This is a genomic window from Luteibacter pinisoli (assembly GCF_006385595.1).
In the GTDB taxonomy this organism is placed as follows: domain Bacteria; phylum Pseudomonadota; class Gammaproteobacteria; order Xanthomonadales; family Rhodanobacteraceae; genus Luteibacter; species Luteibacter pinisoli.
In genome coordinates this window covers 3,585,756-3,609,393 of the sequence record NZ_CP041046.1, presented here as the reverse complement: position 1 = coordinate 3,609,393, position 23,638 = coordinate 3,585,756, and the positions used below count along the sequence as shown (strand labels likewise).

The window sequence follows — 23,638 nt, the reverse complement described above, 5'->3', positions numbered from 1 at the left end:
GCAAGAAGACACCCAAACCCCGGCGTAGGCTAGACTTTCCCGCCCAGCGAAGACCGATGGCCATGGCAGAACGCGAGTTTCCCAATTTCACCCTGCGTACCGGCGCCGCCCGTGAAGGCTCCCGCTTCACGGCGCTGATCGTCTCGCACCCGGCGGACGGCAGCTTCCCCAGCTATTTCGCCGTGTACGAGAACCGTAGCTTCCGCGACGAAGACAGCGCCGCCGCGGCCGCGGAGAAGGCCCTGGGGCTGGTCATGGGGGTGGAAGAGGACGGCGCGCCCGTATTCGCCGAAGGCGAAACCGGCTTTGATGACGACCGCAAGGCCGAGCCGGCGATCGACGAGGCGGACGAGGCCGAGGCGGAATAACCCGCCCGGCGATTCACTGGTGGAACGCGTCACCCACGGCGGTCAGCAACGAGCGGCGGTCGTAGGGCTTGGCCAGGAACTGCGCGAGGTCGCCCAGCCGTTCCGCCGCATGCATGGCGTCACCCGACACCACGACGCAACGGACCGGATTCCCGGACCGGCGCAGCTCGCGCACCAGGTCGATACCGTCCATCGCCCCCGGCATGTTCACATCGGTGAGGACGAGGGCGATTTCAGGATGCCCTGACAGCACGGCCAGGGCTTCGTCGGCGTTGGTGGCCGTCATCACGGCGTAGTCTGCCGACTCCAGCACGTATCGGGTGATGTCGCGGACATCGCGGTCGTCTTCAACGATCAGGACCGGTCGTTTTGCTGGGGCATGGGTCACAAGATGTCCTTCGCTGCATTCGTCCCCACTGTCGGCTCCCGGCCGTGCGTGTCGCGTGACAGATTCGCCTTGACAGGAGCGCCCCGTGCGGTGCGTCATACTGGAGTTCAAGGCCATCCGACCGGCCAGGGGCAGCGGGCGATGAGTGACGGGGAGGGGCGGTACCGACAGTTCGTCGAGGCATCCGCCGACTGCATGAAAGAACTGGACCGTGACGGCGTGATTCGCTTCGTCGCGGGGCTTGGCTGTACCTCACTGGCGCCCGAAGGCATCGAGCGTCTGGTAGGCACGCGCTGGCTGGACCTGTGGCCCCGGGAGGCGCGCGACATGGTGGCGAGGGTGCTCGACCGGGCATCCCAGGGCGAGCGCGTGGAGTTCGTGAGCCCCCGGCAAACGGCCTCAGGCACATCCCGCTGGTGGGAGGTGATGGTGGCGCCCGTGGTGGCCGACGACACCCTGGACCACTTCATCGTCATCAGCCGCGACGTGACCGAGCGCGTGGAGCTGCAGTCGGCTCTGGAAGCGATCAACGAACTCCTGCAGGACCGCCTCAACGAGACAGTCGCCCGGTCCGTGAGTGCCACGACCCAATACGGCACCCTGCTGGAACGTTTCGAGAGCGAGCACGGCGCGCGGCGCGACGCGGAAAGCCAGCTCACCAGCGTGAGCGAGCAGCTCGACATGGCCAGCCGGGCCCGCGAACTGGCCGAGGCCTCCGCCCTGCAGGCGCAGAAGCAGCAGGCCATCGGCCAGCTGGTCAGCGGCATCGCCCACGACTTCAACAACATGCTGCAGACGGTGATCGTGAGCCTGTCGGGCCTGCAGGACGAGGCGGACGAGCTGACCCCGCACCAGCGCCGGATGCTCACCTATGCCGTCGAAGGGTCGAGGCACGCCACGGCGCTCACCCGCCGCCTGCTGGCCTTCGCCCGCAACCAGCCCACCCGGCCCGAGCCGATCGACCTGGGTGACCTGGTGGAGAGCTTTGCCGACTTCGCCCGCCACGGCATGGGTGGCCGGATCGGCATCGAGGTGCTCCGCCAGCCCGGCACCCTGCCCATCTGGGTGGACCGGCACGGCATCGAGCAGGCGCTGATGAACGTTTGCCTCAATGCCCGGGATGCGATGGAGGGGGTGGGGTCCATCGTGATGCAGGTGGGAGACCGGGTGGTCGATGAGGGGTCCGTGGACATGCTGCGCGAGGCCAGCCCCACCCACCAGGTGTTCGTGTGCGTGGGTGACACCGGCGGCGGCATGCCCGATGAGGTCCGCCAGCGCCTGTTCGAGCCCTATTTCACGACCAAGCCCGGGGGCTCCGGCCTGGGCCTTGCCCAGGTGTACGGCACCGTCGCCCAGGCGGGTGGGGGCGTGGAAATCGAGAGTGATGCGGGTATCGGTACGCGAATTCGGCTGGTCTTCCCACGCTATGCGGGGAGCTTTACCAGCGCGGCCTGAATCGTATACAAAATGTGACGAAAGTCCTCAACTTCGCGCCTCGCTGGCCGATAGCTTTTTCGACTGGGAGGAAGTGAAGTCATGTTGGTCATTATCGGTTCGATCATCGTCCTGGTCTCGGTGCTGGGCGGTTACGTGCTCTCGCACGGTTCCATTGGCGCCCTGTGGCAGCCCTATGAATTGCTGATCATCTTTGGCGCGGCCATTGGTGCGTTCATGAGTGCGAACTCCATGGACATCGTGAAGGGCGCTGCCCGCGACATGGCCGGCCTGTTCAAGGGCCCGAAGTACAAGAAACAGGATTACGTGGACCTGCTGTCGCTGCTCTACGACATCTTCGTGAAGATGCGTAAAGACGGCCAGCTGGCCATGGAAGAGCATATTGAAAACCCCGAGAACAGCTCGCTGTTCACGGCGTACCCGCGCCTGGTCGCGGAGCACCACCTCGTCGATTTCATCACCGACTGCCTGCGCCTCATCGTCGGCGGCAGCATGGATCCGCACGAGCTCGAAGCGCTGCTCGACGTGGAGCTGGAAACGCATCACCACGAGGCCCTCGCACCGGCGCTCGCCGTACAGAAGATGGCCGACGCGCTGCCGGGCTTCGGTATCGTCGCCGCGGTGCTTGGTATCGTCATCACGATGAAGTCGATCGACGGCGATGCCGCCGTGATCGGTGAGCACATCGCCGGCGCGCTCGTCGGTACCTTCCTCGGCATCCTGCTCTCGTACGGCTTCATCGGCCCGCTGTCAGCCGCGATGGAAGCGCGCGTGAATGCGGACGGCCGCGCCTTCGAGTGCGTGAAGGTGGGCCTGCTGGCCAACCTGCGCGGTTACAACCCGATGGTGGCGGTGGAGTTCGCCCGCAAGTCGCTCACCTCGTCCAGCCGCCCGAGCTTCCAGGACCTGGAAGGCCACCTCAAGGCCGCCCGGTAAGCGACCATGAGCGACCTCAAGCAAGTCATTGTCATCCGCAAGAAGAAGAAGGGCGGCCACGGGCACCATGGCGGTGCCTGGAAAGTGGCGTACGCCGACTTCGTCACGGCGATGATGGCTTTCTTCCTGGTCATGTGGCTGGTGGGCGCGGGCACCAAGCAGCAGCGCGCCGCCATCTCCGAGTACTTCAAGAACCCCAGCATGACCCAGGGCCAGTCCACTATGGCGCCCTCGGGCAAGATGGGCCCGGGTGGTGCGAGCACCAGCATGATCAAGCTCGGTGGCGCGATGGACCTGCCGAAGGGCCCGGGCGACCAGCAGGCGTTTGCCAAGCCGACCACCGCCGCCGACGCGGAAAAGCAGGCCAAGGCCGAAGAGAAACGCCGCCTCGAGCAGCTGATGAAGGACCTGAAGGACGCCATTGCCAGCAGCCCGGCGATGGCCCCCTACAAGGACCAGCTGCTCATCGACATCACCTCGGAAGGCCTGCGCATCCAGATCGTGGACAAGCAGAACCGCCCGATGTTCGACACCGGCAGCGGGGCGCTCAAGCCGTACACCGTGCAGATCCTCCACGAGCTGGCGGGCTTCATTAACCAGGTGCCGAACCAGATCAGCATCTCCGGCCATACCGACAGCGCGCCGTACATCCGCGCCGACAGCCAGTACGGTAACTGGGAGCTATCCGCCGACCGCGCCAATGCCGCTCGCCGCACGCTTACCGACGGTGGCATGCAGGCGGACAAGGTCGCGCGCGTGGTGGGGCTGGCTGCCTCGGTGCCGTTCGACAAGGCTGATCCGTCCTCGGCGATCAACCGCCGCATCAGCATCGTCGTGATGACCCACGACGCCGCGAAGGCCGTGCTATCCAACGAAGTCGCCATGACCGGTGCCGCCAACTAACGGCTTCACGTGCTTTTCCATCCCGATGCTTGACATTTGTCATCCGGAAATGGAAATCACTTGAAAGAGTCACGAACCCCGGTCAGTATCGAAGTATCCCAGGGGGGAGGAAAAGTTGGTGGAAAATCACAGCAAGTTCCGGGTTGTCGCTCGCGCGGTCAAACATAACGGCGTCGCGGGTGAGCAGTTCTACCGGTCGAGTTATCGGATCCTTGATCACATTGGTGAAGAGATCGAGGCGGGCAACGGCACCATCGATTTCATCGACGTGACCAGCGCCTACAACGAAGCCTTCGCCCTCGGGCGCGAACGCCTCCGCGAAATCGCCTCCGAAACCATCCAATAACAATCCGGCATCGCCGCTCACGTATACATCCGCGCTCCATGTAGGAGCGCACCCTGTGCGCGAAAAGCCAACAGAGCGGCGAAGCTGTACCTACCCAACCTCCCCGCGCAACGCCTCCAGCTGCGCGGCGTTCCCAACGTTTCGCCAAAAACCGTCATAACGCTCACCGGATAGCTTCCGCTGTGCGATCGCCCGCCGATACATCGGTGCGAGCTTGAATTTCCCTGGCGCTTCGCCAGCGACGATCTCCGGCCGATAAATCCCCACGTTGCCGAACGTCAGCCGTTCTGCGGGCGCCGGCGCATCCTCGTCGTAAAGCTGTCCATCCAGCAGCGCGAAATCGCCTTTGGGATGGAAGTCGGGATTGGGCACCATCACCAGGTGGGCCACGCCGGCGGGCTGCCAGGGCAGGGCGGCATAGTCGATGTCACTCCAGATATCCGCGCTCACCACGATAAATGGATCGTTACCCAGCAGCGGCAAGGCCTTGAGCATCCCGCCGCCGGTTTCGAGCGGCGTCGGCCCTTCGTACGAATAGCGCAGGCGCACGCCCCAGCGCGACCCATCGCCAAGCACGTCGGGAAACTGATCGGCCAGGTGCGAGGTATTGATGGCGATGTAGTTGACGCCGGCGGCGGCGAGCTTTTCGATGTGATGCACGATCAGCGGCTTGCCGTGTACCTCAAGCAGGGGTTTCGGCGTGGTATCGGTGAGCGGACGCATGCGCTCGCCTAGCCCGGCGGCGAGGATCAGCGCATGCTTCATGCGGCCACCGGCACGCGGATATCCCGGTCGCCGATTTTCGCGACGATGAACTCAGCCAGTGGCGCGGTATCGACATGGCGACGCGCGATATCCAGCACGTACTGCAGCACGCGCGGCAGGTCGTTCAGGTATCCCGCCTTGCCGTCGCGGTAATACAGGCGGCAGAACAGGCCGAGGATCTTGATGTGGCGTTGCAGGCTGGCCATGTCGAACCAGCGGCGGAAGCGGTCGGTGTCGACGGTTTCGTCGAGCAGCCGTGCATCGAGCAGGCGAAGGCGATACGCCTCCACCCAGCCTTCCACGCGCTCGTTATCCCACACCACGTACGCGTCGCGCAGCAGTGAGGCGAGGTCGTACGTGATCGGGCCGGACATCGCCCCCTGGAAGTCGATGACGCCGGGCGAACGCTCGGTGGTGATCAACAGGTTCCGGCTGTGGTAGTCGCGGTGCATGAAGGCACGCGGCTGTTCGGCAATGGCATGGAGGATGACGCTGAACGCGCCCTCGACGATGTCCCACTGCTCGCACTCGACGAAAACGCCAAGGTGCTTCTGCAGGAACCATGTCGGCATGATCTCCATCTCCATTACCTGCCACTCGCGGTTGAACGCGGGCAGGCCGGAAGGATCCACATGCATCTGCATGCGCAGCAGCGCGTCCAGGGCGTCGCCATAAAGCGCATCGGCCGTGGCGTCATTGAGCTCGGGCAGGTAGGTGCGCGTGCCCAGATCCTCGATGAGCAGGAAGCCTTGCGCCAGGTCGGCCAGCATGACGGTGGGCGTGTGCAGGCCGGCGTCGTGCAGGCGCTTGCCGATCTCCACCCAGGGCGCTGGATTCTCCTTGTCGGGCGGCGAGTCCATGATGATGACGGGCTGGCCGTCGACATACCCGCGCCAGTAGCTGCGGAAGCTGGCGTCGGCGGAGGCGGATTCGAGCGCCAGGTCGGGCTGGCCGGTGGCGTGGCGGGCCCAGGCAAGGCGGGCGTCGGCGCGGTCGGAAGGAGAGGTCATGCAGGGATTCGCGTGGATCGGTTCGAACCAGCTTAGCACCAGCCCGGTGCAGGCCAGACGGCATGTTGTTGTGCGCTGCAACGTGTGGTTACTCTGTGCCATCGGGGCAGCTAAGGGGCAGTGGCATGGGGAGCGAGTCCGTACCGGCGTCGATCAGTCGACGGGATCTTCTACGCATGATCGGCGTGGCCGGTGGCAGCGCACTGATGTACCAGGCGATGTCCAACCTCGGCTTTGCCGCGGAGTCCACGTACCGACGACCGCCACCTCTGCAAGGCACGGGCAAGGGCACCGTCCTGATCCTCGGCGCGGGGCTGGCCGGCCTCGTTGCGGCATACGAGCTGGGCAAGGCGGGCTACAAGGTGCAGGTGCTCGAGTACAACGCCCGCGCCGGCGGCCGTAACTGGACCCTGCGCGGCGGCGATACCTACACCGAGCTTGGCGGGCATACCCAGCACTGCGAGTTCGACAAGGGCCTGTATTTCAATCCCGGCCCCTGGCGCATTCCCTACCACCACACCGGCGTGATCGATTACTGTCACCAGTTCGGCGTGCAGCTCGAGCCGTTCGTACAGGTAAACCACAACGCTTACATGCACAGCCCCGATGCGTTCGGTGGCAAGCCGCAGCGACTGCGCGCGGTGCAGGCTGACTGGCATGGTGGCATCGCCGAACTGCTGGCAAAGGCCACCGGCAAGGGCGGCCTCGACGACACGGTGAGCAAGGAAGATCGCGAGATCCTGCTGGAATCGCTGCGCCAGTTCGGTGGCCTCAATAAGGATTTTCGCTACACGACCGGGCGCGAGAGCAGTGAACACCGCGGTTACGCGAAAGAGCCCGGCGGTGGTCCGGACGGCAAGCCGGGGCTTTCCCAGCCCGTCGGCATCTCGGAAATCCTGAAGTCCGGCCTGTGGAAGCAGCTTGGCGTCAGCGAACTCTACGAATACCAGACGACGCTGATGCAGCCCATCGGCGGCATGGACGCGATCGGCAAGGCCTTCGTCCGCGAGCTTGGCCCGCAGGTGATCCGCTACAACAGCAAGGTCACCGCCATCGCGCAGGATGATCGCGGAGTCACCGTGACCTACGAGGACACCGGCAAGCCAGGCGTTGCACAGCAGGCCAAGGCTGACTGGTGTGTCTGTACGATTCCGCTGTCGATCCTTAGCCAGATTCCGATCCAGGTCTCTGCTGAGAAGAGCGCCGCGATCTCGGCCGTGCCTTACCTGTCGTCGGCGAAGGTGGGCCTGCAGTTCAAGCGACGCTTCTGGGAAGAGGATGACCGCATCTACGGGGGCATCAGCACCACGGACACGCCTATCGGCATGATCGGCTACCCAAGCCACGGCATCGGTTCAAAGAAGGGCGTGTTGCTGGGTGCCTACGCCTTCTTCATGGAGGCCTACGAGTTCACCTCGCTCGATCCGGCCACGCGCATCGCGAAGGCGGTGGAATTCGGCAGCCTCATCCATCCGCAGTACAAAACCGAGTACGAGAACGGCATGACGGTGGCGTGGCATCGCGTGCCTTCCACCATGGGCTGCTTTGGCTGGTGGACGGACGAGGCGCGCGAGCAGCACTACGCCAACCTGTGTTCCATGGACGGGCGCATCGTGCTCGCCGGCGAGCACGCGTCGTACCTTCCGGCCTGGCAGGAGGGTGCGATCACGTCCTCGCTCGCCGCCATTGACCAGCTGCATCGCAGGGCGGTGGCAGGGGGTGCGGCATGAAGGCGCTTCTATCTGCCATGGTGGCGTTATCGATGGCCTCAGCGGCCGCCGCGCAGTCCAGTGACACGGCGTTCCTCCAGGCGAAAGACGCTGCGCACGTGACCGGCGAGCAGATCTTCACGCACATCTGCCAGGGCTGCCACATGCCCGATGCGAAAGGCGCCGTAGGGGCGGGCCATTACCCGGCGCTGGCGTCGAACCCCAAGCTGGCGTCCTCGGCCTATCCGGTGGTGATGCTGATGCACGGCCGCGGCGGCATGCCATCGTTCGCCTTCCCGCTGACCGACCAGCAGATCGCCGACGTGGTGAACTATGTGCGCACGCATTTTGGTAACCACTACACCGACGCGCTCACCGCCGAGCAGGTGAAAGCGTTCCGTCCGCCCCCGCCGAAACCCGAGGATGCCCGATGAAGACGTTTCGCCACAGCCTTGCCCTGGCCGCCATCGCCGCCTTCCCCCTGGTGACGCCGGCGTTCGCCGCCGACGTCGTCCGCCACAAGATCCCGAACAGCACCTTCCCGATCGCCGCGGCCGTCGAAGTGCCGGCCGGAAAGACCCTGGTGTTCCTCAGCGGCGCGGTGCCCCCGGTGGCCGACGCCAATGCGCCGAAGGACACGCCCCAGGCCTACGGCGATACAAAGACCCAGACCGTCGGCGTGCTCACCTCGATCGACAAACAGCTCAAGGGCCTCGGCCTGACGATGGGCGACGTGGTGAAGATGCAGGTCTTCCTCGTCGGCGACCCCGCCAAGGGCGGCAAGATGGACTTCGCGGGCTTCATGGCGGGCTATACGCAGTTCTTCGGCACGAAGGAGCAGCCGAACCTGCCGTCGCGTTCGGCGATGCAGGTGGCGGCGCTGGCGAGCCCCAACTTCCTCGTCGAGATCGAAGTCACCGCTGTCCGCCCCTAAGGCATAAAAAAACCCGGCTTGCACACCGGGTCGAGAACACCTCGAAAGAGGGGAGGTGCGCCGCGCGGTGGGAGGGCCACGCGGCGCTATTTGCGATTACAGGTCGTAGCGAACCGAGAAACGGAAGTAGCGCGGATCGCTGTACGAATTGGCACGCTTATAGGTAGCTACCGGAACGCCGACGGCGTTTTCGCCGACTTCGATGACGCTGGTTTCGCGCTGCTGGCTGAAGACGTTGAACACGTCCACGTTGAAGCCCAGCTTGTGGCTGGCGAACGCGGGACGCCATTCGGCACCGATATTCAGCTGCTCCGTCCACGGCAGGCGTCCACGCGAACCGCGCTTGGAGAGCTTCCCGTCGCAGTAAAAGTACGCCGCGCCGTACTGGATCGGGTCGCCAGGGGCCATGCCGATGCAGTTCACCGGCCGCCCCGAGGCGACGACCAGGTTGGCGCTGAACAGCCACTCCGGGGTCATCTGGTAGAACCCGTACGCCTTGAACTGGTGCTTGCGGTCATTCGGTAGGGGGCCATTGCCGCCCACCATGATTTCGGGCGCATCCCAGTCCTGCGTGACCGACGGGTCACGCTGGCCGATATCCGACTTCAGCATGCCCTCGGAATTGCCGTAGCTACGCGAGAATACGTAGTCGAACTTGGCGTACCACTTCGTATCGAACTGCTTTTCGGCATACAGGTTAAGGGCGTAGTACTTGCGCTTGAGATCCGGAAAGCCGATGCCGTTGTTGGTGAAGTCGGCCTTGGTCAGCGTCACGTCACGGAAGCTGCCCTTGCCGTCCATGTCCACCTGAAAGGTGTTGTTCTTGCCCGGGTTGAACAGGTAGCAGCCCGAGATGACGGCGTTGCTCATGTCCACGCCGTTGCGTTCACCCCAGTTGCTGAAGGCGCGCGAGTCGCAGAAGTCGTCGATCGAGCTCTTGAGCTTGCGATGCGTGGCCTTGGCACCCACCACCCACTCACTGCCCAGCTGCTTGTCGAAGCCAAGGATGTACTCGTCCTGGTAGTACGCATCCATGCCCTTGGCGGCGATGGTGCGCGAATCCGGGTTGCTGCCGTCGTGCCCGTTGGACGCGTACTCGCGGCCGTTCGGCACGAAGCCCACCGGGATGCCGGTGACCGGGTCGATGCTGTCGAAGGTGCCGAACTGGCGCAGGAAGTACGAACCCGAGGCGGCGCGCACGGCCACGTTGGAGGGGATGGCCAGGTGATAGCGGCCGGCATTGCCGTACACCTTGAGGGACGAATCACCGAACACGTCCCACGTGAGGCCCAGGCGGGGTGCCAGCTGGTGGCGCTGCTTCACGTAGACGTCGCCGGCGCCATTGATGTTCTTGAACTGCTCATTGCGCAGGCCGAGGTAAGCCAGCCAGCGATCATTGACCTGCCAGTGGTCTTCGATGAACTGGGCTTCCTGGATGGTTTTCACGCTGGAGGCAGCGTAGTAGTACACGCGCTGCGCATAGCGGCCACCGGGCGGGAGGGCCACGTCGGGGAAGCCATTGACCTTGCCGTCCTTCGACGCGTCGCCGTACACCCAGTAGTAGGAACCGCCATTGGCGCGGCCCGAATCCGGGCCTTCGTACGCGTTGCCCGAGAACGATGCCAGGGTCTGGTTATCCAGGCCGGCACGCAGGTCGTGGTCGCCGAGGCGGTACTCGACATCCAGGCGCCAGCCGTGGGTCTTGTCCTGGGCACCGGGGGCGAGCAGCTGGCCCTGCAGGTAGCAGTTGGGCGGGAACGTCGCCTTGCCGTTCTCAAGGAAGCTGCCGGAGACGAGCGGGCATTCGCCACCCGCCGAGTCCACCGTTTGCGCGTGTCGCGTCACGCTGTTGCCATACAGGGCATTCACCGTCAGGTCGTCGGTGAGGTAGCCGGTGTACTTGCCGATGTACACGTCGCCGCCGGGCGTGGCACCCGCCGTGCCGTAGTTCTTCGTGTAGAGCGAGCCGCGATAGGCGCCGCGCGTGCCCGTTGCGTAGTCGTAGCCGTAGATGTCGTTCTGCTCGGTGGTCTTGTCGCTGAAGCCGGTGAGTTCGAGCAGGTGGTTATCGCTGATGTTCCAGTCGATCTTCGCCAGGTAGCGGTTGGTCTTGTTCGTGTAGTTGGCGTCGGTGGCGTTCGACGTGTTGCCGCGCGTGAAGCCCTCGGTGCGGATGAAGTCACCCGTGGCGTAGAGGAACAGCTTGTCCTTGATCAGCGGGCCGCTGATGTAGGCCGAGTACTCGGTCGTCCAGCTCTTGTTCTTGTGGCGGTCGCGGAAGATCTGGCCGTTGGTCAGGTAGATGTCGCGGGGCGAATCGCGCAGGGCCTCGGGCGTGTAAATCACCTGGCCACCGGCCTTCCAGGTGTTGCCGCCGCGCTTGGTGATCATGTTGACCACGCCACCGGTGGATCGGCCGTATTCCGCGCCGTAGCCGCCAGTGAAGATCTGCTGCTGCTCGATGGCGTCGTACGGGAGGCTGATCAGGCCGAGGCCAGTCAGTGCGTTCGTCACCGAATAGCCGTTGATGTAGTACTGGTTCTCGGCGGCCGAGGCACCACCGAACGAAGCGACATTGCCGTAGCGCGAATCACCGCCCACCGCGCCCGGCGCAAGCAGGGCGGCCGACGTGACGTCTCGCGCGATGGGCAGCTTCTGCAGCTGCTCCGCCGTGAGCACGGTGCGCGAGTCCACCGACGACACGTCGATGGCGGGCAGGGTGTTGCCCGTGACCTGGATGCCTTCGAGCGTGGCCGCGTTGGCCGCCGTCGCCGCGTCCGTCACGAAGGAGACGTCGGTGCCGGTACCGACCTGCACGGACACGCTCTCGCGTGTGCTGACGGTGGCGCCGTCGCGCATCAGCGAGACCGTGTAGCGGCCGACGGGAAGCGACGCGGCGCGATAACGGCCTTCCGCGTCAACGGCGATATCGCGGCTCAGGCCGGTATCGACGTTCTGAAGGTGGACGGTGCTGCCCTGGCCGGCGGAGACGCGACCAAAGACGACGCCGGAGGCATTCGATTGCGCCTGGACACTGCCGGCGGCAGCAAGGCCCAGGGCGAGCGCGAGTGCCGTGGGACGCAGGAACAGACGGGCGGAGTGATTTTTCGACATGCAAAGCCCCTACCGGGCCCTTGTGGGAGGGCCCCTTGGTGGATGACGGGTTGTGCGAATTCGTGGGGAGAACTCGCGTAGATCGCCCGGCGCGCGGCCCTTTCGCCATTCCCCTGCGAAGGTCCGCCCGGTGGCGGGCGAGCCCCGGTTCTAAGGCGGCGACTTTCGGGAGTCAAAGCTGGCGTGACCGCGAGCCGCTCGTGCCGTGCTCAGTTAATCCCGTTACATCAGCGGCTTAGATGACAGTTTCGCGTCGTGAAAAAAAATCGTCGGGAGGCCGTGCGCCGGACACCGTCCCTCGCTGCGGCATGAAGAAATTCGCAAGCCAAAAACAAAGAGCCCGACCTGGGTCGGGCTCTTTGTCCGTCACGATGTGATCAACCTCAAGAAAGGTTGTAGCCGCGCTCCTCGTGCAGCGCGAGATCCAGGCCCACCTGTTCCTGCTCTTCATCCACGCGCAGGCCCATGGTCACGGCGATGCCCTTGAAGATGGCGTAGCTGAGCACCGCGCTATATACGACGGTGAAGCCCACGCCCTTGAACTGGATCCACAACTGCAGGCCAAGATCCGTCACCGTGCCGAAGCCACCGAGCATCGGTGCGGCGAACGGGCCGGTAAGCAGCGCACCAAGAATGCCGGCCACGGCGTGCACGCCGAACACGTCCAGTGAGTCGTCGTAGCCGAGCTTGCGCTTCAGGCGCGTGGCGCAGAAGAAGCACACGATGCCGGCGGCGAGGCCGATCACCAGCGCGCCGCCCGGTCCACACGTGCCCGCGGCTGGCGTGATGGCCACCAGGCCGGCGACCGCGCCCGACGCGATGCCCAGCACGCTCGGCCGGCGGTGGGTCAGCCACTCCACGGCCGTCCAGCCGATGGCGGCCGCGGCGGTCGCGATCTGCGTCACCAGCATGGCCATGCCCGCACTGCCGTTGGCGGCGACCGCCGAGCCGGCATTGAAGCCGAACCAGCCCAGCCAGAGCATGCTCGCGCCGACCAGGGTGTAGCCGAGGTTGTGCGGGGGCATCGGGGTGTTGGGATACCCGCGGCGCTTGCCGATGACCAGGCAGCCGACAAGGCCCGCGATGCCCGCGTTGATGTGGACGACGGTGCCGCCCGCGAAGTCGAGCACGCCCAGGTCGCCGAGGAACGAACCAGGGCCGCCCCACACCATGTGCGCCATCGGCAGGTACACGACGGTGAACCACAGCGCGGTGAAGACCAGCAGCGCTGAAAACTTCATGCGCTCGGCGATGGCGCCGACGATGAGCGCAGGCGTGATGATCGCGAAGGTCATCTGGAACATCACGAACACGGCTTCGGGGACGGTGTTGTAGAGGCTGCCCGGGGTGAGGCCCGCCAGCATCGCGTGGCCGAAGCCACCGACGAACGAATGCCACCCGGTGGTACCGGCAGCCATGCCCTGCGTATCGAAGGCCATGGAGTAGCCGAAGACCACCCACAGGATGGTCACCAGTGCGGTGATGGCGAAACACTGCATGAGGACCGAGAGCAGGTTCTTCGCCCGGACCATGCCGCCGTAGAACAGTGCCAGGCCGGGAATCGTCATCAGCAGCACCAGCATGGTCGCGGTGAGCATCCAGGCGGTGTCGCCACTGTCGAGTTTGGCCGGTGCGGCTTGCGCGAAGGCGAGGGCAGGCGAGGCGGCCACGAGGGCCGCGAAGGCACGGAGCGGCTTAGAGCGCATCGCCGTCCACCTCCTGCGTGCGGATACGGATGGCCTGTTCCAGGTCGATCACGAAGATCTTGCCGTCGCCGATCTTCCCGGTGCGTGCCGCGGTGCTGATCGCTTCGATCGCCCGCTCCAGTTGCTCGTCGGTGACCGCGATCTCGATCTTCAGCTTGGGCAGGAAATCCACCACGTATTCCGCCCCGCGATACAGCTCGGTGTGGCCGTGCTGGCGGCCGAAGCCTTTCACCTCGGTGACGGTCATCCCCTGGACGCCTACCTCGGCCAGGGCTTCGCGGACATCGTCCAGCGTGAACGGCTTAATGATCGCGTTGATCCACTTCATGTGCCGTGCGTCCCCATCTGGTTGGATAGGGGGATAAGGCACGATGCGTGCCACGGGCATCGAGGCGTCCGAAGGCCATGCGGCACAAGGGCCTGGCGGTCACGCGGTCAACAGGACGCCCGGCAGATTGCACCACAATGGAGCGAGCTGCCGTCCATCATGGTGCCTTTTCCGCATCCTCACTTGTCCGGCGAGGTCAGGTGCGCATCGGCGGCGTCCACGATGAAGACGGCCAGCAGCTTCGCCGGCTCGGTCGCGCTGCCATTGCGGCTGACCTGGTGGTGCGAGCCCGGGTTCTCATAGAAGCTCTCACCGGCCTTGTAGGTGCGCTCGCCGCCGCCGTCGACCTCGCTGACGATGCTGCCCGACACGACGTAGGCATAGATGAAGGCGGATCCGGCATGGCGATGGGCTGCCGAGGCCGCGCCCGGCGGATACACCACTTCGACTGCCGTGAGCTTCTTGCCGGGTACGTTCGGCAGGTCGCGGGAGAAGTTCACGCTCACGGTTTCACCGGGAGCGTGGGGTGCGGAAGGCGGCATGGCCGCGCAGGCCAGGGGCAGGGCGAGGGCGAGCAGGGCACTGAGGCGAAGGTTCATGGCGTGGCTCCAGAAAGGAGATGCCAGCATGCGCCGTTGTTGGACCAGCCTACAGCACCAGGAATCGGCGCTTTCGCTATACCAAGCGCTGGAATTGCAAAATCGGCCTCGAAACAGTACCATTTTGGTCCGGTTTCCCAAGTCCCCCTCCCGCCGATGCTTCGCGTCAGCCGACTCACCGACTACGCCACCGTGGTGATGACCGTCATCGCCACGCACCCCGCCGACGTTCTGAGCACCGCCCAGATCGCCGATGAGGCGCGCCTGGAACTTCCCACGGTGAGCAAGCTGTTGAAGCTGCTGGGCCACGCTGGCCTGGTGGAGTCGTTTCGTGGCGTCAATGGCGGTTATCGCCTGGCCCGTCCCGCCGAGGCCATCAGCCTCGCGGACATCGTCGAAGCGCTGGAGGGCCCCATCGGCCTGACCGAATGCAGCATTGCCCAGGGCCATTGCGAGCGGCAGTCCCAGTGCGGCGTCAGCGGCAGCTGGCGGTCCGTTTCCGGGGCCATCGATGGCGTGCTGCGCGGGATGACCCTGGCACAGATGCTCGCCGCGCGCCCCTCGGCGCCGGCTTCAGGCGCGGCTAACCCCGCGCAGGCAAACGCATGAACGAGAGCGAAAACATGACACGCGACGTGGCAGACCCCGTGCGCGACAACGCTGAAGTCGTGGAGGCGCTCAACCGCCGCTACGAAGCCGGCTTCGTCACCGACATCGAATCCACCAGCCTCCCGCCGGGCCTCAGCGAGGACATCGTCCGCCAGCTGTCGGCCATCAAGGCTGAGCCGGAGTGGATGACCGAGTGGCGCCTGGCCGCCTATCGTCATTGGCTGACCATGCCGGAGCCGGACTGGGCCAAGCTCGACATCGCGCCCATCGACTACCAGGCGCTCAGCTATTACTCGGCGCCCAAGGCGGGTCCGAAGTCGCTGGACGAAGTGGATCCCAAGCTGCTCGAAACCTACGAGAAGCTCGGCGTGCCCCTGCACGAGCGCGCGAAACTCGCGGGCGTTGCCGTGGACGCGGTGTTCGACTCCGTCTCCGTCGGCACCACGTTCCGCAAGGAGCTGGCCGAGGCCGGCGTCATCTTCTGCTCTATGTCCGAGGCCATCCGCGAGCACGGCGACCTGGTGCGCGCGTACCTCGGCAGCGTGGTGCCGGTGGGCGACAACTACTTCGCCGCGCTGAATTCGGCGGTGTTCTCGGACGGCAGCTTCGTGTTCATCCCCAAGGGCGTGCGTTGCCCGATGGAGCTGTCCACCTACTTCCGCATCAACGCGATCAACACCGGGCAGTTCGAGCGCACGCTGATCGTGGCCGAGGACGACAGCTACGTGTCGTACCTGGAAGGCTGCACCGCGCCGATGCGCGACGAGAATCAGCTGCACGCCGCGGTGGTTGAACTGGTGGCGCTCGACCGCGCACAGATCAAGTACTCCACCGTGCAGAACTGGTACCCGGGCGACGAGAACGGCGTCGGCGGCATCTACAACTTCGTGACCAAGCGTGGCGATTGCCGCGGCGTCTCCTCGAAGATCAGCTGGACGCAGGTGGAAACCGGCTCGGCGATCACCTGGAAGTACCCCAGCTGCGTGCTGCGCGGGGACCACTCGGTGGGCGAGTTTTATTCGGTGGCGCTCACGCACCATCGCCAGCAGGCCGACACCGGCACCAAGATGATCCACATCGGCATGGGTACCAAGTCGAAGATCGTGGCCAAGGGCATCAGCGCCGGCCGCAGCTCGAACAGCTACCGTGGCCTGGTGAAGATCGAGAAGGGTGCCGACGGCGCGCGCAACTACACCCAGTGCGATTCGCTGCTGATCGGCAAGAAGTGCGGCGCGCACACCTTCCCGTACATGGAAGTGAAGAACCCGGGCGCTATCGTCGAGCACGAGGCCACCACCTCGAAGATTTCCGATGACCAGCTGTTCTACTGCCTCTCGCGCGGCATCGGCGAAGAAGACGCCGTGTCGATGATCGTGGACGGCTTCTGCAAGCAGGTGTTCCGCGAGCTGCCCATGGAGTTCGCCGTGGAAGCCAAGAAGCTGCTGGAAGTCTCGCTCGAAGGGGCGGTGGGCTAAGCCGTGGGTATCGTTGGTTCCGCTCCGGGCCTGGCCGACCTGCGCGCCTTGCTGGCTGCGCTGGATCCGGACCTGGACCCGGTGCCGAAGCGCTTCATCCACGTCTCGCACGAGCGCGCCCGCGAGCGCATGCTCGACGCGCTGATGATGTTCCGTGAAGCCGAAGGCACCACCCTGATCGTCGATGTGAACGAAGACGATGCCAGCGGTGACCGCATGCTGTGGGCACGGATCACGCTTCGCGTGCAGTCCAGCCTCACCGCGGTGGGCCTGATGGCTGCCGTTTCCGCCGCGCTCGCGAAGCGCGGCATTCCCTGCAACCCCGTATCCGCGTTCCTGCACGATCACCTGTTCGTGCCGTGGGACCGACGCGACGAAGCACTCGATGCGCTCTCGCACCTGACACCTTGATGGACAGCACCGCCATGCACATGCTCAAAGTCGAAAACCTCCACGCCCGCGTCGAAGGCAAGGAGATCCTGAAAGTCCTCTCGCTGACGGTTAATCCGGGCGAAGTGCACGCCATCATGGGTCCCAACGGTGCCGGCAAATCCACGCTCGGCAACGTCCTCTCCGGGCGTGACGGCTACGAAGTCACCGAAGGCAGCGTCACCTTCGACGGCCGCGACCTGTTCTCGCTGGAGCCGGAAGAGCGCGCCGCGGTGGGCCTGTTCCTCGCCTTCCAGTACCCGGTGGAAATCCCCGGCGTGAACAACACCTACTTCCTGCGTGCCGCGCTCAACGCGCAGCGGAAGTTCCGTGGCGAGGAAGAGCTCGATTCCATGCGCTTCCTCAAGCTGGTGCGCGAAAAGCTGAAGATCATGCAGATCTCCGACGAGCTGCTGCATCGCGCCGTCAACGAAGGCTTCTCGGGCGGCGAGAAGAAGCGCAACGAAATTTTCCAGATGGCCGTGCTCGAGCCGAAACTCGCCATCCTCGACGAAACCGATTCGGGCCTCGACATCGATGCGCTGAAGCAGGTGGCCGAAGGCGTGAATGCCCTGCGTTCGCCGGATCGTTCCTTCATCGTCGTTACCCATTACCAGCGCCTGCTCGACTACATCGAGCCGGACTTCGTGCACGTGCTGGCCGGTGGCCGCATCGTGGAGAGCGGCGACAAGTCGCTGGCGCTCAAGCTCGAAGCCGAAGGCTATGCCTGGCTGGCCGACAAGCACCCGCACCTGCGCAAGGCCGACCTGGCCGGAGTGCCGGCATGACCACCGCGCCGTCCCCGTTCGTGCGGGCGGCACTGGATGCCGCCTCGGGCGTACCCGCCTCGGGCATCGCGTGGCTTGACGCCGCGCGCGGTGAGAACCTCGATGCCTTCGCTGCCACCGGCCTTCCGGAAGGTCGCAACGAGGCGTGGAAATACACCCCGCTGCGCGCTCTTTCCCAGCGTGCGCTTGCCCTGGCCGACACGGCCACCGCCGCCGGCGCCGACGTTCCGGCGTCGCTGTTCGCGCTGCCGGGTGTCGATGGTCCGCGCGTGGTCCTCGTCGATGGCGTGTATCGCGCGGATCTCTCCGTGCCCGACGCCGGCCATGGGGTAACGCTCGCGCCGCTCAGTGCCGCGCTGGCCAGCGAGCCGGAGCCGCTGCGCTTCGCGCTGGCCAACCGCTACCGCCGCGGCGCCGCTGATGCCTTCGCCCATCTGAACGCCGCGCTCGCCAGCGAAGGCGTGGTGCTGCGCGTGGCCGATGGCGTGCAGGTGGCAAAGCCGCTTCATATCGTCCATGTCACCAGCGGCATCCAGCCGGACACGGCGTGGCATGTCCGCGTCCTGGTGGAAGTAGGGAAGGGCGCGACGCTGGATGTCGTCGAGCACTTCGTCGCCGGCGGCGATGCGCCGCAGCTCGGCACCGTGGTCGCCGATTACGTGGCCCGCGACGCGTCCACGCTCGGTGTGGTCATCCTCCAGGATGCCTCGTCCGGCACGACGCTGATCCGCCGCGGCCACGTTCGCCTGGATACCGAAGCCAACGTCACCGTCCATGCGGTGGAGCTGGGCGGCGCCCTCGTGCGCCATGAGCTCACCGCCGACGTCGTCGGCGACCGGGCGCGCTTCAATACCCGCGGCGTGTTCGCGCTGGCCGGCCGCCAGCACGTAGACACCCAGCTGGAAGTGCAGCACAAGGCACGCGACACGGCGTCCGAAGCGCTGTGGCGCGGTATCGCCGACGGCCGTTCGCGTGGCGTCTTCCGCGGCGCCATCGTCGTGGCCGAGGGTGCCGACGGCACCGACGCCTCGCTGAGCAACAAAAACCTGCTGCTGTCCGCCTCGGCCGAGATCGACACCAAGCCGGAACTGGAAATCTACGCTGACGAAGTGAAGGCCGCGCACGGCGCGACCATCGGCCAGCTCGACGAACGCTCGCTGTTCTACCTGCGCTCGCGTGGCATCCCGCTGGTGGAAGCACGCAACCTGCTCACCCTGGCCTTCTGCCGCGCCGCGCTCGAATCGCTGCCGAACGAAGCCCTGCGCGAACACCTGGGTGACCTGCTGGTGGCACACCTGCCGACCAGCGTGACCACCGACTAAGTCCGGAGCCAAGCCATGAACGCCAGGGCCGAGACCGCCCCCCTTCCGCTCGACGTCGAACGCATCCGCGCCGACTTCCCGTTGCTGTCGCGCACGGTGCACGGCAAGCCGCTGATCTACTTCGACAGCGCCAACACCAGCCAGAAGCCGGCGTCGGTGATCGAGGCGGTGGACCGCCACTATCGCGAGCACAATGCGAACGTGGCCCGCGCGGTGCATACGCTGGGCGAAGAGGCGACGGCGGCCTATGAAGGCGCGCGCGATGCACTGGCCCGCTTCATCAACGCGCCGTCGCGCGACGAAGTGATCCTTACCTCGGGCACCACCCAGGCCATCAACATGGTGGCCTATAGCTACGCGCTGCCGCGCCTGAAGCAGGGCGACGCCATCGTCACCACGATGATGGAGCACCACGCCAACATCGTGCCGTGGCAGCTCGTGGCCGAGCGCACCGGCGCCACCGTCAAGGCGGCACCGATCGATGCGAACGGTGAGCTGATCCTCGAGGAATACTTCAAGCTGCTCACCCCCGAGGTGAAGCTCGCTTGTGTCACCCACGTCTCCAACGTCCTCGGCACGGTAAACCCGGTGCGCGAGATTGCCCGTGAGTGCCGCAAGCGCGGGATCCCGCTGCTGGTCGACGGCTCGCAGGCCGCGCCGCATCGCAAGGTGGACGTGCAGGCCCTGGGCTGCGACTTCTACGCCATCACCGGCCACAAGATGCTCGCGCCCACGGGCACCGGCGCCCTGTGGGCGAAGCGCGAGCACCTGATGGCCATGCCGCCGTTCTTCGGCGGTGGCGAGATGATCCGCGAGGTGCGCTTCGAAGGCACTGTGTTCGCCGATCCGCCGCATCGCTTCGAGGCCGGTACGCCGAACATCGCCGGCTTCGCGGGCATGTCGGCGGCCATCGACTACCTTGAAGGGCTGGGCGCCGACCGCGTCAAGGCCCACGAGCAGGACCTGCTGGCCTACCTGACCCAGGGCATCGAGAGCCTGCCGGGCGTGCGGATCTTCGGAACGGCCCGGGAGAAGGAGCCGGTGGTGTCCTTCCTGCTCGAAGGCGCTCATGCCAACGACATGGCGACCCTGCTCGACCTGCAGGGCGTGGCCGTGCGCTCCGGCCACCACTGCGCCCACCCGCTGATGCAGTGCTTTGGCGTCCCGGCCACCCTCCGTGCCTCCCTGGCGTTCTACAACACGAAGGCCGAAATCGACGCATTCATCGAGGCCGTCGGCAGGGTCCGCAAGCTGCTGCTTTGATCTTACAATCCGGGCCATGACGCCCAAACATACCTTCCGCGCCGCTACCCAGGCCGATGCCGCCGTCATCGCCTCGCTCGTCGAATCCGCCTACCGTGGCGATGCCAGCCGCGCCGGCTGGACCACGGAGGCGGACTTCCTGCATGGCCGCCGCACCGACATTACCGAGATCGAAGAGCTGCTGACCGGCCCGAACGGCCGTTTCGTGCTGTTCGAACGGGATGGCCTGGTGGCCGCCTCGTGCTACATCGAGCACCAGGGCGCGGTCTGCTACTTCGGCATGTTCTCGGTCCATCCCCCGTTCCAGGGCACCGGCATCGGCCGCCTCGTCATCGAGGAAGTCGAGCGCATTGCCCGCGAGGAATGGCAGTGCGAGCGCGTTGAGATGACGGTGATCGACATCCGTGACGAACTGATCGCCTGGTACGAGCGTCGTGGCTATAGCCGGACGGGCCGGACCAAGCCGTTCCCCTATGGCGACGAGCGCTTCGGCCTGCCGCAGCGGGACGACCTGCGCTTCGAATACCTGGTCAAGGCACTCGGCGCGTGAACGGCTGGGTGAAGGTCGGCACGCGCGGTGAGTTGCTTCCGGGCGAGTACCGCGTGGCCTGGGACGGCGATACCGCCATCGCCGTCTACAACATCGATGGGCAGCTGTATGCCATCGAAGACGTCTGTACCCATGATGGTGGGGAACTCGCCGGTGGCCCCGTCGTGGGCTTCGAGGTGGAATGCGTGCGCCATGGCGCGCGATTCGACCTGCGGTCCGGCGAGGTCACCTGCCCGCCGGCCTATGAGCCGGTCACCGTCTTTCCCGTGCGCGAAGCCGATGGCTTCATCTGGACGCGCGACGACCGCTGAAGGCGGTGGTTTGAGGCATCTCTGAGGCTGTCGTTGCCAGGCACTGCGTGTCAGGCAATTGCCCTGCGCACGTAAGGCAAAGTCCTACATAGGGTTGCGAATAACCCTATTGAATCACACCCCATGCGTGGCAAAAACTTCCGGCTCGTTCTCGCCGGATGGAGTGTCATGCGTACAGGGAAGTGGTTGGCCGGTTGGGCCATCGCGTTGGGTGTCATTACGTCGGCGCCGTGGCTGTCGGCGTACCTCACGGGCGTCCTGCTGCAGATCGAGATGCCGCTGCCGTGGTGGCGCGCGTGGTGGGCCTACTACCAGCACATCCACGATCCGCTGTATGCGCCCTACGCCTGGCGGATCTGGCTGGCAGGAGGGCTTGGCGCTGGCGTGCCCCTGCTCGCAGGCGCCATGGCGCTGGGGTTGCTCGTCCGGGCGCCGGCAAAGACCCTCCACGGCAGCGCCCGCTTTGCGTCGAATCGCGACCTGGCGCGCCAGGGCATGTTCAGGCGTTCGCCCACGGCGCTGGTCATCGGCCGTCGTGGCCGCCGCCTTGTCCACATGTCGGGCCAGCAGTTCGCGATCCTTGCGGCGCCCACGCGCAGCGGCAAGGGCGTCGGCATCGTCGTGCCCAACCTGCTGAGCTACGAAGGCTCGGTGGTGGTCCTCGACATCAAGCAGGAGAACTTCGACCTCACCAGCGGCTGGCGCAAAGCGCAGGGGCAGGACGTCTACCTGTTCAACCCATTCGCCGAGGACCTGCGCACCGCGCGGTGGAACCCGCTGCACTACGTGTCGGATGGCGTCTTCCGTATCTCGGACATCATGGCGCTCGCTGAGACGCTATACCCGGACGGCGCGGGCGAGCAGGGCTTCTGGGTGAGCCAGGCACGCAATGCGTTCGTGGCCTTCACGATGTTCCTGTTCGAGCGGGATGACGCCCAGGCGGGCGGTAGCCGACTCCAGTCGTCCCGCGAGCCCACCCTGGGCGAAGTGTTCCGCATCTCGACGGGCGACGGTGATGACCTGAAGGCGTACCTGCAAGGCCTCGCCGCCCAACCTTTCCTTTCCGGGATCACGCAGAACGCGTTCGCCAACCTGCTGTCCCAGGCCGAGGACACCTTCGCATCGATCATGGGGACGTTCCGCGAGCCGCTGAACATGTTCCTCAACCCGGTGCTTGATGCGGCGACCAGCGGCAACGACTTCCTGCTCACCGATGTCCGCAAGAAGAAGATGACCATCTACATCGGCATCCAGCCCAACAAGCTGGCCGAGAGCCGGATCATCATCAACATGTTCTTCAGCCAGCTGGTGAAACTCAACACGCGCGAACTGCCCGCGCAGAACACGGCACTCAGGCACCAGTGCCTGCTGCTGATGGACGAGTTCACGGCCATGGGCCGCGTCGACATCCTCGCCAGCGCGGTGTCGTTCATCGCCGGATACAACCTGCGCCTGCTGCCCATTATCCAGAGCCTCTCCCAACTTGATGCGGTCTACGGCCCCGACACCGCGCGCAGCTTCGTCACCAACCACGCCCTGCAGATCGTCTACACGCCGCGCGAACAGCGCGACGCCAACGACTACTCCGAGATGCTCGGATACACCACGGTTCGCCAGAAAAACGTGACGCGCGGCCAGGGTGTAAGCGTCAGCCACAGCGACGAACGCCGCGCGCTCATGCTGCCGCAGGAACTCAAGGCCATGAGCCCGGACAAGGAGGTCTTCCTCTACGAAGGCATCCCCCACCCGGTGATGGCGGACAAGATTCGCTATTACCAGGACAGGTACTTCACCCGGAGGCTTTTGCCGAAGGTTGAGGTGCCGAAGATTGCAATCAGACATGCCCGCGGCGAGCAGAAGAAAGCTCGCTCAATTCACATGGAGGAAAGGAGATGACTTCAAAGCGAAGTATTAGTGGTGACGTATTTTCGGCAGTGGCTCTGCGCCGCCTATCTCTGGTCTCTACGTAATGGCGAGAGTCCAATTGCCCGCAACGATGATGTGCTTTCTTCTTGCGTCCTGCTCGGCTGTTCCAGCAGAAAACGGGGCGCGCAACGCCGTGCATTTCAGTAGTCATTCGATTTCGACGGCGTGCGCGGGCACGTTTGGATGCAAGATTTCTTACGCCAATCGGATACAGCGGAGGGAAGATGATCGAACGAAGAGTCCTCCGCTGCGTCACGACCTACTGTCGGCCTCGATGAGTGGGCAGATTGGAATTTCGAACTTTCCAGCGCCGGCGGAAATCACGTGGAGATCATCCGGCGGCCAGCCGCTTAGGGCTTCCGTGGACATCGCATCCATATTCAAGAGGCAAGTTTTTTTTCACT

Annotated in this window: 23 protein-coding genes and 1 pseudogene; 17 read left to right on the top strand and 7 right to left on the bottom strand. The window is 65.2% G+C overall.

What is annotated here, in order from left to right:
* Positions 1–56 precede the first annotated feature (56 nt).
* Entirely contained in the window at positions 57–368 is a 312-nt protein-coding gene (locus tag FIV34_RS16475; protein WP_246058655.1) for a hypothetical protein, read from the top strand.
* 13 nt (positions 369–381) lie between these two features.
* Here FIV34_RS16475 and FIV34_RS16470 read toward each other — a convergent pair whose 3' ends face one another.
* Positions 382–756, bottom strand: coding sequence for a response regulator (locus FIV34_RS16470; protein ID WP_170207644.1), 375 nt, complete (start codon positions 754–756; stop codon positions 382–384).
* 195 nt (positions 757–951) lie between these two features.
* On the opposite strand from FIV34_RS16470, the gene FIV34_RS16465 reads away from it, so the two are divergent.
* The 4 genes and pseudogenes from FIV34_RS16465 to FIV34_RS16450 all read left to right on the top strand — a co-directional run bounded on the left by FIV34_RS16465 (position 952) and on the right by FIV34_RS16450 (position 4,396).
* Positions 952–2,211: a two-component system sensor histidine kinase NtrB gene (locus FIV34_RS16465; RefSeq protein WP_246058654.1), complete on the top strand. Its 1,260-nt coding sequence runs from the start codon at positions 952–954 to the stop codon at positions 2,209–2,211.
* Between the two features lie 81 nt (positions 2,212–2,292).
* The gene (gene motA, locus FIV34_RS16460) at positions 2,293–3,147 is read left to right on the top strand and encodes a flagellar motor stator protein MotA (protein ID WP_139984610.1); all 855 of its coding nucleotides are present in this window, start codon (positions 2,293–2,295) and stop codon (positions 3,145–3,147) included.
* 6 nt (positions 3,148–3,153) lie between these two features.
* Positions 3,154–4,017, top strand: a pseudogene (gene motB / locus FIV34_RS16455) (flagellar motor protein MotB); the annotation flags it as partial.
* Positions 4,018–4,168: 151 nt separating this feature from the next.
* A complete protein-coding gene (locus FIV34_RS16450) occupies positions 4,169–4,396 on the top strand; it encodes a hypothetical protein (protein WP_139984608.1) in 228 nt (75 codons plus the stop codon).
* Between the two features lie 90 nt (positions 4,397–4,486).
* On the opposite strand, the gene murU is transcribed toward FIV34_RS16450, so the two are convergent.
* The gene (murU, locus tag FIV34_RS16445) at positions 4,487–5,161 is read right to left on the bottom strand and encodes an N-acetylmuramate alpha-1-phosphate uridylyltransferase MurU (protein WP_139984607.1); all 675 of its coding nucleotides are present in this window, start codon (positions 5,159–5,161) and stop codon (positions 4,487–4,489) included.
* Entirely contained in the window at positions 5,158–6,171 is a 1,014-nt protein-coding gene (locus FIV34_RS16440) for an aminoglycoside phosphotransferase family protein (RefSeq protein WP_139984606.1), read from the bottom strand. The genes murU and FIV34_RS16440 overlap by 4 nt, the downstream gene beginning before the upstream one ends.
* Before the next feature lie 125 nt (positions 6,172–6,296).
* On the opposite strand from FIV34_RS16440, the gene FIV34_RS16435 reads away from it, so the two are divergent.
* Genes FIV34_RS16435 through FIV34_RS16425 form a run of 3 tightly spaced genes read left to right on the top strand, consistent with a single transcriptional unit; the run spans position 6,297 to position 8,814 of the window.
* Positions 6,297–7,901, top strand: coding sequence for a flavin monoamine oxidase family protein (locus FIV34_RS16435; RefSeq protein WP_139984605.1), 1,605 nt, complete (start codon positions 6,297–6,299; stop codon positions 7,899–7,901).
* Positions 7,898–8,314: a c-type cytochrome gene (locus FIV34_RS16430; RefSeq protein WP_139984604.1), complete on the top strand. Its 417-nt coding sequence runs from the start codon at positions 7,898–7,900 to the stop codon at positions 8,312–8,314. Before FIV34_RS16435 ends, FIV34_RS16430 begins: the two co-directional genes overlap by 4 nt.
* Entirely contained in the window at positions 8,311–8,814 is a 504-nt protein-coding gene (locus FIV34_RS16425) for a RidA family protein (protein WP_139984603.1), read from the top strand. The genes FIV34_RS16430 and FIV34_RS16425 overlap by 4 nt, the downstream gene beginning before the upstream one ends.
* A 96-nt stretch (positions 8,815–8,910) precedes the next feature.
* Here the strand turns inward: FIV34_RS16425 and FIV34_RS16420 are convergent, their stop codons facing one another.
* The 4 genes from FIV34_RS16420 to FIV34_RS16405 form a co-directional block, all read right to left on the bottom strand.
* Complete coding sequence (locus tag FIV34_RS16420; protein WP_139984602.1) at positions 8,911–11,928, bottom strand: TonB-dependent receptor; 3,018 nt, start codon at positions 11,926–11,928, stop codon at positions 8,911–8,913.
* 383 nt (positions 11,929–12,311) lie between these two features.
* A complete protein-coding gene (locus FIV34_RS16415) occupies positions 12,312–13,634 on the bottom strand; it encodes an ammonium transporter (protein ID WP_139984601.1) in 1,323 nt (440 codons plus the stop codon).
* Positions 13,624–13,962: a P-II family nitrogen regulator gene (locus FIV34_RS16410; protein WP_139984600.1), complete on the bottom strand. Its 339-nt coding sequence runs from the start codon at positions 13,960–13,962 to the stop codon at positions 13,624–13,626. Before FIV34_RS16410 ends, FIV34_RS16415 begins: the two co-directional genes overlap by 11 nt.
* Before the next feature lie 179 nt (positions 13,963–14,141).
* Positions 14,142–14,561, bottom strand: coding sequence for a cupin domain-containing protein (locus FIV34_RS16405; RefSeq protein ID WP_139984599.1), 420 nt, complete (start codon positions 14,559–14,561; stop codon positions 14,142–14,144).
* Between the two features lie 156 nt (positions 14,562–14,717).
* Here FIV34_RS16405 and FIV34_RS16400 point away from each other — a divergent pair, with 156 nt between their 5' ends.
* The 9 genes from FIV34_RS16400 (at position 14,718) to FIV34_RS16360 (ending at position 23,204) form a co-directional block, all read left to right on the top strand.
* Complete coding sequence (locus FIV34_RS16400) at positions 14,718–15,170, top strand: SUF system Fe-S cluster assembly regulator (RefSeq protein ID WP_139984598.1); 453 nt, start codon at positions 14,718–14,720, stop codon at positions 15,168–15,170.
* 14 nt (positions 15,171–15,184) lie between these two features.
* Positions 15,185–16,645, top strand: a complete 1,461-nt coding sequence (sufB, locus tag FIV34_RS16395) for a Fe-S cluster assembly protein SufB (protein WP_139986027.1) — start codon at positions 15,185–15,187, stop codon at positions 16,643–16,645.
* Between the two features lie 3 nt (positions 16,646–16,648).
* Positions 16,649–17,056 (top strand): ACT domain-containing protein, encoded by a 408-nt coding sequence (locus FIV34_RS16390; protein WP_139984597.1) that lies wholly within the window; start codon positions 16,649–16,651, stop codon positions 17,054–17,056.
* A 20-nt stretch (positions 17,057–17,076) separates the two neighbouring features.
* Complete coding sequence (sufC, locus tag FIV34_RS16385) at positions 17,077–17,862, top strand: Fe-S cluster assembly ATPase SufC (RefSeq protein ID WP_139986024.1); 786 nt, start codon at positions 17,077–17,079, stop codon at positions 17,860–17,862.
* Positions 17,859–19,184: a Fe-S cluster assembly protein SufD gene (sufD, locus tag FIV34_RS16380; RefSeq protein ID WP_139984596.1), complete on the top strand. Its 1,326-nt coding sequence runs from the start codon at positions 17,859–17,861 to the stop codon at positions 19,182–19,184. The genes sufC and sufD overlap by 4 nt, the downstream gene beginning before the upstream one ends.
* A gap of 15 nt (positions 19,185–19,199) precedes the next feature.
* Positions 19,200–20,447, top strand: coding sequence for an aminotransferase class V-fold PLP-dependent enzyme (locus FIV34_RS16375; protein WP_139984595.1), 1,248 nt, complete (start codon positions 19,200–19,202; stop codon positions 20,445–20,447).
* Positions 20,448–20,463: 16 nt separating this feature from the next.
* Positions 20,464–20,997: a GNAT family N-acetyltransferase gene (locus FIV34_RS16370; protein ID WP_139984594.1), complete on the top strand. Its 534-nt coding sequence runs from the start codon at positions 20,464–20,466 to the stop codon at positions 20,995–20,997.
* A complete protein-coding gene (locus tag FIV34_RS16365) occupies positions 20,994–21,308 on the top strand; it encodes a non-heme iron oxygenase ferredoxin subunit (protein ID WP_139984593.1) in 315 nt (104 codons plus the stop codon). The genes FIV34_RS16370 and FIV34_RS16365 overlap by 4 nt, the downstream gene beginning before the upstream one ends.
* 168 nt (positions 21,309–21,476) lie before the next feature.
* On the top strand, positions 21,477–23,204 hold the full coding sequence (locus FIV34_RS16360) for a type IV secretory system conjugative DNA transfer family protein (protein ID WP_139984592.1): 1,728 nt from the start codon (positions 21,477–21,479) through the stop codon (positions 23,202–23,204).
* Positions 23,205–23,638 lie beyond the last annotated feature (434 nt).

What these genes read in the sequence shown, in the direction of transcription:
- FIV34_RS16400 (WP_139984598.1), top strand. Translation starts at nt 14,718, where the DNA reads ATGCTTCGCGTCAGCCGACTCACCGACTACGCCACCGTGGTGATGACC.
- FIV34_RS16430 (WP_139984604.1), top strand. Translation starts at nt 7,898, where the DNA reads ATGAAGGCGCTTCTATCTGCCATGGTGGCGTTATCGATGGCCTCAGCG.
- FIV34_RS16410 (WP_139984600.1), bottom strand. Translation starts at nt 13,962, where the DNA reads ATGAAGTGGATCAACGCGATCATTAAGCCGTTCACGCTGGACGATGTC.
- sufB (WP_139986027.1), top strand. Translation starts at nt 15,185, where the DNA reads ATGACACGCGACGTGGCAGACCCCGTGCGCGACAACGCTGAAGTCGTG.
- FIV34_RS16420 (WP_139984602.1), bottom strand. Translation starts at nt 11,928, where the DNA reads ATGTCGAAAAATCACTCCGCCCGTCTGTTCCTGCGTCCCACGGCACTC.
- FIV34_RS16440 (WP_139984606.1), bottom strand. Translation starts at nt 6,171, where the DNA reads ATGACCTCTCCTTCCGACCGCGCCGACGCCCGCCTTGCCTGGGCCCGC.
- FIV34_RS16465 (WP_246058654.1), top strand. Translation starts at nt 952, where the DNA reads ATGAAAGAACTGGACCGTGACGGCGTGATTCGCTTCGTCGCGGGGCTT.
- sufD (WP_139984596.1), top strand. Translation starts at nt 17,859, where the DNA reads ATGACCACCGCGCCGTCCCCGTTCGTGCGGGCGGCACTGGATGCCGCC.
- FIV34_RS16360 (WP_139984592.1), top strand. Translation starts at nt 21,477, where the DNA reads ATGCGTACAGGGAAGTGGTTGGCCGGTTGGGCCATCGCGTTGGGTGTC.
- FIV34_RS16425 (WP_139984603.1), top strand. Translation starts at nt 8,311, where the DNA reads ATGAAGACGTTTCGCCACAGCCTTGCCCTGGCCGCCATCGCCGCCTTC.
- murU (WP_139984607.1), bottom strand. Translation starts at nt 5,161, where the DNA reads ATGAAGCATGCGCTGATCCTCGCCGCCGGGCTAGGCGAGCGCATGCGT.
- motA (WP_139984610.1), top strand. Translation starts at nt 2,293, where the DNA reads ATGTTGGTCATTATCGGTTCGATCATCGTCCTGGTCTCGGTGCTGGGC.
- FIV34_RS16405 (WP_139984599.1), bottom strand. Translation starts at nt 14,561, where the DNA reads ATGAACCTTCGCCTCAGTGCCCTGCTCGCCCTCGCCCTGCCCCTGGCC.
- sufC (WP_139986024.1), top strand. Translation starts at nt 17,077, where the DNA reads ATGCTCAAAGTCGAAAACCTCCACGCCCGCGTCGAAGGCAAGGAGATC.
- FIV34_RS16435 (WP_139984605.1), top strand. Translation starts at nt 6,297, where the DNA reads ATGGGGAGCGAGTCCGTACCGGCGTCGATCAGTCGACGGGATCTTCTA.
- FIV34_RS16475 (WP_246058655.1), top strand. Translation starts at nt 57, where the DNA reads ATGGCCATGGCAGAACGCGAGTTTCCCAATTTCACCCTGCGTACCGGC.
- FIV34_RS16415 (WP_139984601.1), bottom strand. Translation starts at nt 13,634, where the DNA reads ATGCGCTCTAAGCCGCTCCGTGCCTTCGCGGCCCTCGTGGCCGCCTCG.
- FIV34_RS16375 (WP_139984595.1), top strand. Translation starts at nt 19,200, where the DNA reads ATGAACGCCAGGGCCGAGACCGCCCCCCTTCCGCTCGACGTCGAACGC.
- FIV34_RS16370 (WP_139984594.1), top strand. Translation starts at nt 20,464, where the DNA reads ATGACGCCCAAACATACCTTCCGCGCCGCTACCCAGGCCGATGCCGCC.